Origin of the sequence: Kitasatospora sp. NPDC093558, assembly GCF_040683475.1 — a bacterium.
Lineage (GTDB): Bacteria > Actinomycetota > Actinomycetes > Streptomycetales > Streptomycetaceae > Kitasatospora.
The window spans coordinates 1-6,990 of sequence record NZ_JBFBDY010000332.1; the positions used below are offsets into that span (position 1 = coordinate 1).

At 74.9% G+C, this 6,990-nt stretch carries 7 protein-coding genes and 1 pseudogene; 5 read left to right on the forward strand and 3 right to left on the reverse strand.

Annotation, left to right across the window (positions count from 1 at the left end):
• Positions 1-137: 137 nt before the first annotated feature.
• Positions 138-707 carry a DinB family protein gene (locus AB0O00_RS25370; RefSeq protein ID WP_363655420.1) on the reverse strand — a complete coding sequence of 190 codons (570 nt, stop codon included), beginning with the start codon at positions 705-707 and terminating at the stop codon, positions 138-140.
• Positions 708-808: 101 nt separating this feature from the next.
• Between AB0O00_RS25370 and AB0O00_RS25375 the strand changes: the two genes are divergently transcribed.
• Positions 809-1,774: a YafY family protein gene (locus tag AB0O00_RS25375; protein WP_363655422.1), complete on the forward strand. Its 966-nt coding sequence runs from the start codon at positions 809-811 to the stop codon at positions 1,772-1,774.
• 78 nt (positions 1,775-1,852) lie between these two features.
• Here the strand turns inward: AB0O00_RS25375 and AB0O00_RS25380 are convergent, their stop codons facing one another.
• On the reverse strand, positions 1,853-3,208 hold the full coding sequence (locus AB0O00_RS25380) for a PLP-dependent aminotransferase family protein (RefSeq protein ID WP_363655424.1): 1,356 nt from the start codon (positions 3,206-3,208) through the stop codon (positions 1,853-1,855).
• A gap of 129 nt (positions 3,209-3,337) precedes the next feature.
• Between AB0O00_RS25380 and AB0O00_RS25385 the strand changes: the two genes are divergently transcribed.
• From AB0O00_RS25385 to AB0O00_RS25400, 4 genes and pseudogenes are all read left to right on the forward strand, one after another.
• Complete coding sequence (locus AB0O00_RS25385; RefSeq protein WP_363655426.1) at positions 3,338-4,099, forward strand: enoyl-CoA hydratase-related protein; 762 nt, start codon at positions 3,338-3,340, stop codon at positions 4,097-4,099.
• A 77-nt stretch (positions 4,100-4,176) separates the two neighbouring features.
• Positions 4,177-5,229: pseudogene (locus AB0O00_RS25390) on the forward strand (TlpA disulfide reductase family protein); the annotation flags it as partial.
• Between the two features lie 124 nt (positions 5,230-5,353).
• Complete coding sequence (locus AB0O00_RS25395) at positions 5,354-5,974, forward strand: TetR/AcrR family transcriptional regulator (protein ID WP_363655428.1); 621 nt, start codon at positions 5,354-5,356, stop codon at positions 5,972-5,974.
• A gap of 70 nt (positions 5,975-6,044) precedes the next feature.
• Complete coding sequence (locus tag AB0O00_RS25400) at positions 6,045-6,569, forward strand: ATP-binding protein (RefSeq protein ID WP_363655430.1); 525 nt, start codon at positions 6,045-6,047, stop codon at positions 6,567-6,569.
• A 16-nt stretch (positions 6,570-6,585) separates the two neighbouring features.
• On the opposite strand, the gene AB0O00_RS25405 is transcribed toward AB0O00_RS25400, so the two are convergent.
• A partial coding sequence (locus AB0O00_RS25405; RefSeq protein WP_363655432.1) for a LysR family transcriptional regulator substrate-binding protein occupies positions 6,586-6,990 on the reverse strand: 405 nt, incomplete at its 5' end.

Consider the following 6,990-nt stretch of genomic DNA (forward strand, 5'->3'; position numbering starts at 1 on the left):
CCCACCGTCGACGTCGCCGAATTCCTGACCCGCCGCCGCGGCCTCCCTCCCTCCCGGAACACCCCGGCCTGACCGCCGTCCCCCCGTAGCCGGGCCGCAGCGGAACACGGCGGCGCCCCGGCGAAGTGGACCGACCGTCAGCCCATGCTCTTCGCGCCGTCGATGGCCTCGCGGATGATGTCGGCGTGGCCCGCGTGCTGGGCGGTCTCGGCGATGACGTGGAAGAGGACGCGGCGGGCGGACCAGGCGTCGTCCTGGAACCAGGGCGCCTTCGGGAGCGGCTGGACGGCGCCGAGGTCGGGCAGGGTCGCCACCAACTCGTCGGTGCGGCGGGCCACTTCCCGGTAGGCGGCGAGCACGCCGGCGAGGGTCTCGCCGGGGAGCATGCGGAACTCGTCTGCGCGGCGGGCGTAGTCCTCCTCGGTGAAGCTGGAGAAGTCGGGGAACGCGGACGGGCCCTCGACGATGAAGGTCGCCCACAGCTTCTCGACCACCGTCACGTGCTTGATCAGGCCGCCCACGCACAACTCGCTGGCGGTGGTGCGCTCTCCGGCCTGCTCGTCGGTGAGGTCGCGGGCCGTGAAGGCCAGGAAGTGCCGCTGCTTGGCCAGCGCCACGAGGAGGTCGGCGCGCTCGCCGGTGCTGTCAGCAGTGGTGGTGACGGCGGTGGTGGTGTCAGCGGTGGTGGTGGTGGAGGTGGTGGTCATGGTGAAAGCCTTCCGCGTTTCTTCCTGCTCCCTCGGACAAGAACCACACTAGAGACCATTGCGGTCACTTCCTGACCTCAATTACGGCCAGAATCGGAGCCATGGCGAACACCAGCACCCGCACCCTCCGACTGCTCTCCCTCCTGCAGACGCACCGCTACTGGCCCGGCGAGGAACTCGCCGAGCGGCTTGGCGTCTCCCCCCGCACGCTGCGCCGCGACATCGACCGGCTGCGTGAGCTCGGCTACCCCGTCGAGGCCCAGCGCGGGGTCGACGGCGGCTACCAGCTCGCCGCGGGCGCGGCGCTGCCGCCGCTGGTGATCGACGACGAAGAGGCGGTGGCGCTGGCGGTAGGCCTCCAGGCCGCGGCGGAGAGCCCGGTGGAGGGGATCGCCGAGGCCTCGGTGCGGGTGCTGGCGAAGGTGGTGCAGGTGATGCCGGCCCGGCTGCGGCGGCGGGTGGAGGCGCTGCGGTCGATGACGGTGCCGGTGGACTGGGGCGGCCGGCCGGCGGCGGTCGACCCGGACGGGCTGACGGTGGTGGCGCTGGCCTGCCGGGACGGCGAGCGGCTGCGCTTCGCGTACACGTCCGCGGACGGCCGGCGGGCGGACCGGCACGTCGAGCCGCACCGGCTGGTGTGCCTGGAGCGCCGCTGGTACCTGGTGGCGTACGACCTCACCCGGCAGGACTGGCGCACCTTCCGGCTCGACCGGCTCACGGCGCCCGAGGGCGGCGGAGGACGGTTCGCTCCGCGCGAGCTGCCGGCCGCCGACGCCGCCGAGTTCGTCCGGGCGGGCGTCAACGGTCTCATCCGCCCGTACCGGGTCGAGGCCGTGCTGGCGGCGCCCGCCGGGGACGTGCGCGAGCGGATCGGCCGGTGGGGCGAGGTCGAGGAGGTGGACGCCGGGCGCTGCCGGCTCGTGATGAGCGCCGACGACCTCAACTGGCCGATCATGGCGCTCGGTTCGCTCGGCGCGGAGTTCACGGTCGTCGAACCGCCCGAACTGGTCGAGCGGCTCGACGACTGGTCCACCCGCTTCGGGCGGGCCGTGCGGGCGGCGGGATAGCCGGGCCGTCACGGGGAAGGGCCAGTGCTGCAGCACGCACTGCTCGCCCTGATGATGACCAAGGTGTCGACTGGAGGGTCACATTGGCGGGATGGACTCGATTGCCTTGCGCAACCGCCTTAGTACGTCGGCGAGTTCATGCCGTGGCGGGTTCGCCAGGGCGAGGCGGAGCGCGTGCGGTGTGTGCGGGCCGGTGGCGAAGGCATCGGCGGTGGACACCAGGATGCCCTCGCGGGCGAGCAAGTCGGCGACGTGGTCGGGGCGTTGGTGCGGCTCCAGGCCGAGCCACACGACGTACGACGACGGGTGCGCGGTGACGTCCATCCCGGCCAGTTCGGTGCGGGCGATGTCCTGGCGGGCCGCGGCGTCCTCCCGGCGGTGCCGTTCCAGGCGGGCGACCGTGCCATCGGTGATCCAGCCGGTGGCGAGCGCGGTGACCAGCCCCGGGGAGCCCCACGCGGCGGCGCGCAGCGCGGAGGTGGCCGGCCGTACGAGGTGCTTGGGCAGGGCGGCGAAGCCGAACCGGAGGCCGGGGGCCACGTTCTTCGACAACCCGGCGACGTAGCAGGTCCGTTCGGGCGCGAGGGCGTACAGCGGGGGAGGTGGCGCGGGCTCCAGGAACGCGTACGTGCCGTCCTCGACGATCACGCAGTCGTGGGCGCCGGCGATGGCGGTGAGCCGCTCGCGCTGCCGCCGGTCGAGCACCCAGCCGAGCGGGTTGTGGACGGTCGGGATCGCGTACACGGCGCGGACCCGGCGGGCCCGGCACAGGCGGTCGAGCGCGTCGAGATCCGGGCCGGCCGGGGTGGCCGAGTTGGGCGGACTGGCGGGGACGGGCGCGAGGTCGAGGCCGTGGGCGGCGGCGAGCAGTTTGATGCCCGGGTAGCCGAGCGCGTCGACGGCGAGGACGTCGCCGGGGCGGGTGAGGGTGCGCAGCACGCAGTCCAGCGCTTGCTGGGCGCCGCTCGTCAGGAGGACGTTCTCGGGGGCGGTGTCCACACCGCGGTCCAGCAGGTAGGTGGCGACGACGGCCCGGTCGTGCCGGTGGCCGCCGGGCGGGTCCTGGCGCAGCAGGGCCTCGGCGTCGCCGGAGGCGGCGAGGGCGCGCATGGCGTGGCGGAGGTCGTCACCCTGGCCGGGGGCGAGCGGCTGGTTGAACGAGAGGTCGGCCACGCGCGGCACGGGGAGCGCGCGCGAGGGCTCGATGCCGTCGTAGCCGGTGCGGACGCGGACGAACGTGCCGCGGCCCTGTTCGCCCACCACGAGCCCGGCGGCGGCGAGTTCGGCGTAGACGCGGGTCGCGGTGGCGAGGGCGACGCGCCGCTCGCGGGCCAGCTCCCGGTGGGTGGGCAGGCGGGTGCCGGGCGGGAGCGCGCCGGAGCGGATCGCGGCGGCGTACTCGTCGACGACGGCCTTGTAGGCGGGCGGTCGCAAGGGGTCGTCCTTCCGGCGGGGCGGATGTATCCAGGGCAAGCGGTGTATCCAGGACAATGAGTGGATTGTCCTGCCCTGGGCTTCCTAGCCTCGGTCCCGACCGCATCCAGGCGCAAGGGAGCAGCCGCAATGACCGTCCGCGTCGCACGCGACCAGCACGTCGTGACCCTCACCATCGACCGCGAGGCCAAGCTCAACGCCCTCGACTACCCGACGATCGACGCGCTGCTCGTCGAACTCGACCGGATCGACGCCGACGACAGCGTCCGGGCCGTGATCCTGACCGGCGCCGGGACGCGCGCCTTCAGCGCGGGCGCCGACATCCCGTCGCTGGCCGGCAGCATCGCGGGCGGGACGGAACGGGCGCTGCGCGAGATCGTCCGGCGCGGGCACGCGCTGACCCGGCGGATCGAGGAGTTCCCGAAGCCGGTCGTCGTCGCCGTCAACGGGCTCGCGTACGGCGGGGGTTGCGAGATCACCGAGGCGGCGCCGCTGGCGATCGCCGCCGAGCACGCGACCTTCGCCAAGCCGGAGATCACCCTGGGCTTCCCGCCGCCCTTCGGCGGCTCGCAGCGGCTGCCGAGGCACGTCGGGCGCAAGCGTGGCCTGGAGATGATCCTCACCGGGGACCCTGTCCCGGCGGCGCGGGCGGCCGAGCTGGGGATCGTCAACTCGGTCGTCCCGGCGGACGAACTGCTGGACTCGGCCCGGGACTTGGTCGACCGGATCGTCCGGCACGCGCCGACGGCGGTCGCGGCCTGCCTGCGGGCCGTCACGCGCGGGATCAACCTGCCGATCGACGAGGGGCTGGCCGTCGAGGCGGCCTGGTTCGCCGCGACGGTGCCGACGGACGGGGTGCGGGACGGGCTGAAGCGCTTCCTCGACCGGTGACCGACAGGGGTTGCCGTCTCCGAAATAACGACGTTATTCTCAAGTAACGGCGTTATTTCGAGTCGAGGAGGCGTGCCATGAGCGGCACCGTCGAGCTGACGATCCTGGATGACCACACCGAGACCCGCGTCAGGGCCGTCCTGACCGGCGGCACCGACCCTCACGCCTGGCTCACCCACGCCGACGTCGAACGCGCGCTGGGCTTCACCCGCAAGCCCCAGGGCTGGTGCCGCGGCGACGTCTGCGTCCCAGCGGCGGCCGTCGCCCGGATCGAGGACGCCGGCCGCCTCGACGTCACCGCCTTCGCCGCGCTGCTCGGCCGCCCGGTGGCCGCCGAGCCCGCCGCCGGCGTCCTCGCCCTCGGCGCCTGCGCCGCCGACCGCTCCGCCGCCCTGGCGAGCGGCGAGGCACCCGACTTCGAGCTCCCGGACGTCCACGGCGTCCGGCACGCGCTGAGCGACCTGCGCGGACGGAAGGTCGCGCTGGTCTTCTGGGCCTCCTGGTGCGGCTGCCGCTACGACCTCCCCGCGTGGGAGCAGCTGCACGCCGACCTCGCCGCCGACGGCTTCTCGGTGCTGAGCGTCGCCGTCGACCGCCGCCCGGAGGACGCGGCGCCCTGGATCGCCGAGGCCGCGCCCACCCACCCCGCGCTGATCGACGTCGACGGCCGCGTCGCCGACCTCTACCAGCTGCTCAACGTCCCCACCGCGGTCTGGATCGACGAGGACGGCCGCATCGCCCGCCCGAGCGACACCCAGTTCGCGACCGACCTTTTCCGCTCGATGAGCGGCCTCGACTCCGGGAAGACGCTCGCCGCGCTGCGCCGCTGGGTGGTCACCGGCGACCCGGGCGTCGACGCCGACACCGTCGCCGCACTCACCGAACCGAGCACCGCCGGGCGCCAGCACGCCCGCACCGAGGCCGCCCTCGCCCTGTGGCTCCTGCGCCACGGCCACCCGGACGCCGCCGGACGCCACTTCGCGACGGCCGCCGACCTCGCCCCGGAGGACGTCACGACGTGGCGCAGCGCGATGCCGCTCCTCGGCGTGGACCCGATGGGCGACGAGTACTTCGCCCGCCGGGCCGCGCTGGAGGAGGCGGGCGTGCCGATCTACCGCCCCCTGCCGGACCGCGCCGAGCCCGCACCCGTCCCCGCACCTGCAGCCGTACCGGCACCCGTACCCGTCGCCGCGCCCGCACCCGTGCCCGCACCCGTCGCCGAGCGCGGTTAGCCGGTCCGGGAGAATCGTCCGCATGCCCGCCAAATCACCCACCGGCGCCTTCGCCCGGGCCCAGGCCCACGGCGAGGCCGCGCTGCGCACCGCCCTGCTGGACGTCGCCGCCGGCCTGCTCGCCGCCGAGGGCCCGGCCGCGCTGAGCATGCGCCGCGTCGCTGCCGCCGCCGACTGCTCGACCACCGTCCTGTACCGCCACTTCGGGGCCAAGGACGGCATCACGCGGGAGCTGTACCTGGAGGGCTTCGCCCGGCTGCGCCGCCGCCTGGACGCGGTGCCCCGGGGCGACGACCCGGCCGGGCACCTGGCCGCCCTCGGGCGCGCCTACCGGGCCAACGCCCTGGAGGAGCCCAACTTCTACGGCGTGATGCACGGCGAGGGCGTGCCCGGCTTCGTCCCGGACGAGGAGTGCAGGACGGCCGCCGCCGCGAGCCTCGACGTGCTGCGCGAGGCGGCGCGGGCGTGCGTCGCGGCGGGCGTGCTGCGGGCGGACGCCGACGTGGACGAGGTGACGGACACGCTGTGGGCGGCGGCGCACGGCGTGATCAGCCTGGAGCGCGGCGGGCACTTCCCCGGCGCCCTCGGCGAGCAGCGCTTCCGGACGCTGACGCGGGCGGCGGTGGGGGCGTTCCTGCCGTGAAACGTCTCCGCTGTGAACGTCCCCCGAAAAGCGTTTGTCCGGGCCCGGACAGCCCCGGCACCATCGCAGGGTGACCACGCTGTACCTGATGGTCGGCCTGCCCGGGGCCGGCAAGACCACGCGCGCCCGGCAGCTCGCCGACGAGCACGGCGCGCTGCGCCTGACGCCGGACGACTGGATGATCCCGCTGTTCGGCCTGGCGGAGGCGGACGGCAAGCGCGACGTCCTGGAAGGCCGGATGCTCTGGCTCGCCCTGGAGGCGCTCCGGCTGGGCACCGACGTGGTGGTGGACTACGGCTGCTGGTCCCGCGACGAACGCTCCGCGATCCGCTGGCTCGCCGAGGCCGAGGCGGCGCGCTTCCACATGGTCTACCTCCCCGTGGACGACGCGACCCAGCGCGCCCGGATCGCCCACCGCTGGGCGACCGCCCCCGACGAGACGTTCCCGATGACGGAGGCCGACATCCGGCTCGGCCGCGCCCACTTCGAGGAGCCCGACGCGGCCGAGCTGTCGGCCCCCGGGCCCGCCGCCGTCCCGCCGGGCTGGCCGACCTGGCGCGAGTGGGCCGCCGAACGCTGGCCGTCCTTCGGCTGAAGCCCCCGGGCGTCCCCTACGCCCCGCAGTGCTCCGCGACGGTGTCCGCGAAGGCGCGGGCCAGCGGGGAGAGGGTGTCCCAGCGGCGGACGGCCCAGCCGGCGGTGAGGACGGGCAGCGCGGGCAGGGGGATCAGCCGCAGGCCCGGGTGGCCGGGTCCCTGCCACTCCGGGAGGGCGGGCACGACGGCCTGGCCGAGGCCCAGTTCGGCGAGCAGGATCGCGGTGTCCCAGTCCGCGACGCTGGTGTCGAAGACCGGCCGGATGCCCGACCGGGCGAGCCAGGCGTCGAGCTGGGAGCGCGAGACCGAGTTCTGCGGCAGCCCGATGAGCCGGGCGTCCTGGAGGTCGGCCGGGTCGACGTGGGACCGGCCGGCGAGCGGGTCCCCGGCGGCGACGGCGAGTACCCAGGGCATCTCGAC

Excerpts from the sequence above, each read along its gene's own strand:
- AB0O00_RS25385 (WP_363655426.1), top strand. The coding sequence starts at position 3,338 with ATGACCGTCCGCGTCGCACGCGACCAGCACGTCGTGACCCTCACCATC.
- AB0O00_RS25370 (WP_363655420.1), bottom strand. The coding sequence starts at position 707 with ATGACCACCACCTCCACCACCACCACCGCTGACACCACCACCGCCGTC.
- AB0O00_RS25395 (WP_363655428.1), top strand. The coding sequence starts at position 5,354 with ATGCCCGCCAAATCACCCACCGGCGCCTTCGCCCGGGCCCAGGCCCAC.
- AB0O00_RS25375 (WP_363655422.1), top strand. The coding sequence starts at position 809 with ATGGCGAACACCAGCACCCGCACCCTCCGACTGCTCTCCCTCCTGCAG.